This window comes from Anaerobutyricum hallii DSM 3353, assembly GCF_000173975.1.
Taxonomy (GTDB): Bacteria; Bacillota; Clostridia; order Lachnospirales; family Lachnospiraceae; genus Anaerobutyricum; species Anaerobutyricum hallii.
Window position 1 is genome coordinate 1 of record NZ_ACEP01000154.1, and the last position, 1757, is coordinate 1757.

At 34.7% G+C, this 1757-nt stretch carries 2 protein-coding genes; one reads left to right on the forward strand and one right to left on the reverse strand.

The genetic code is table 11. From position 1 onward, the window contains the following. Positions 1-83: 83 nt before the first annotated feature. The gene (locus EUBHAL_RS13670) at positions 84-569 is read right to left on the reverse strand and encodes a sporulation initiation factor Spo0A C-terminal domain-containing protein (RefSeq protein ID WP_005351295.1); all 486 of its coding nucleotides are present in this window, start codon (positions 567-569) and stop codon (positions 84-86) included. 133 nt (positions 570-702) lie between these two features. Between EUBHAL_RS13670 and EUBHAL_RS13675 the strand changes: the two genes are divergently transcribed. Continuing rightward, a complete protein-coding gene (locus EUBHAL_RS13675) occupies positions 703-1428 on the forward strand; it encodes a helix-turn-helix domain-containing protein (RefSeq protein ID WP_005351298.1) in 726 nt (241 codons plus the stop codon). Positions 1429-1757 lie beyond the last annotated feature (329 nt).

Sequence of the window (1757 nt, forward strand, 5' to 3'; positions counted from 1 at the left end):
CTGTGACTTTAGTCGCAGATATGGATTATTTTATTTCATGGATTCGTCTGTTTAGCCATTTGCTTACCGAATGGAGCAGTAAACTACAATTCATTATTCACCATATAATAATAAACCTCCGCAAGGAACTTAGAATTCGTTGGAGCTCCTTTATCTGAATAAGAGGAGCAATGAAAAATTTTCTCAATCTCTTCTAAATCACCTTTTAAAAATCCAATTTCAATCGCATGCCGAATGTTTCGTTCGACCCGGGCGGCTGTACTCGAACATTTTTTAGCAACATCGACATATAACCCTTTTGTAATGTTGTTTAAATAATCAGGATCAAGTGCGATAAGTTCTAATGCGGTTACTATGTAAGAAAAACCAAGCATATTAGCGGGAATTCCGATTTGCATCAAAAGTTTTTGAATTCCTGAGGTTTCGATGCGTAAAACATTTTTAAAATCATTTTCACTGTTTATAGTAAAAATAAGTACTTTTTGATGATCTTCCATAGTGTCGATAAATCTGAAAAGGTCATCTTTAACATGGAAAATTCCCGCAAAATCAATAAAAACGTTAGACATATATTATATCCCCTTCCTTTTTGTTATCTTTTACATTTTAATATGTATATTGACATAATAAAATATTAGGAATAACATAACAATTATAAAAGTTTTTAAAAAGTTATGTCAGTAATGACCCGTGGGAGACAAGATGTTCAGTGATAAGATTCGAGAATTAATGATTGAGAGGGATATATCCCTTACGGATTTGGCGGAACTTTCTGGAGTTCCATTTGAGACATTGCGTAATATTTATTATAGAAAAGTAAAAGATCCAAAAGTATCGACTGCTTTTCAATTAGCAAGTGCGCTTGAAGTTACCGTTGAGTATTTATTAAAAGATATGAGTACGACAGAGGAAGAGGCGGAGAATTCAGAAGGACAGGAGGGCATAGAGGAAGAACTTCTTGAAAATTATAGAGAGTGTGGGAATCATGGAAAGGCAATTATTCGTTTAGTTGCCCGGCTTGAATGTAAGGCAGCAAGAAAAGAAAGATTGAATTTGCGTAAAATGAAACACAGAATCCCATGTTTTATTCCAGTAGGCCGTATTGGAGATGGTATTGATTACAATAGCTGTACGGTAGAAGACGAATACACAATGATTAAAAAGGTTTATCTGGCTATTGAGATTACTAATAATAACTTTGCTCCTGCATATTGTAAAGGAGACAGGATATTATTAGAGAATCGTTTCCCTGAATTAGGAGAATGTGCCGTATTTACAGATGGAATGAAAGCTTATTTCCGCTATTTTAAAATGGAAGGAGAAATGTACTGTTTAAAATGCCTGAATGGAAGAGGGAAAGATATGTTGCTTCGGCGAATGGATGAAGTAGACTGTCTCGGCACCTGTATTAGTGTGATTAGGAAATAGGGCATATAGGGGTTCTATTGCTCGGCTGCCCTTCGAGAACATCAGTTTTGCTTCGCAAATCAGAAAATGTCAAATATTGAGTTTTGCATTATCTTGTGATACCATATAAATGGATAGTTGGACATTTCAATGAAAATAGCTAAATATTTTATAAATGGGGCAGATTTTGAATGAGTATGATATTGGGATATATAAAGGAACGAGAAATATCTTTTCTGTTCTTTCTATTGTTGGTTCTGTTAGTAATTGTTCTTTGGAATTTGTACAAAAAGGAGAAAAAGAGAGCAGAAGCAGCAGAACTCTCTGTAGCCGGTGAGCGGAAATATTAC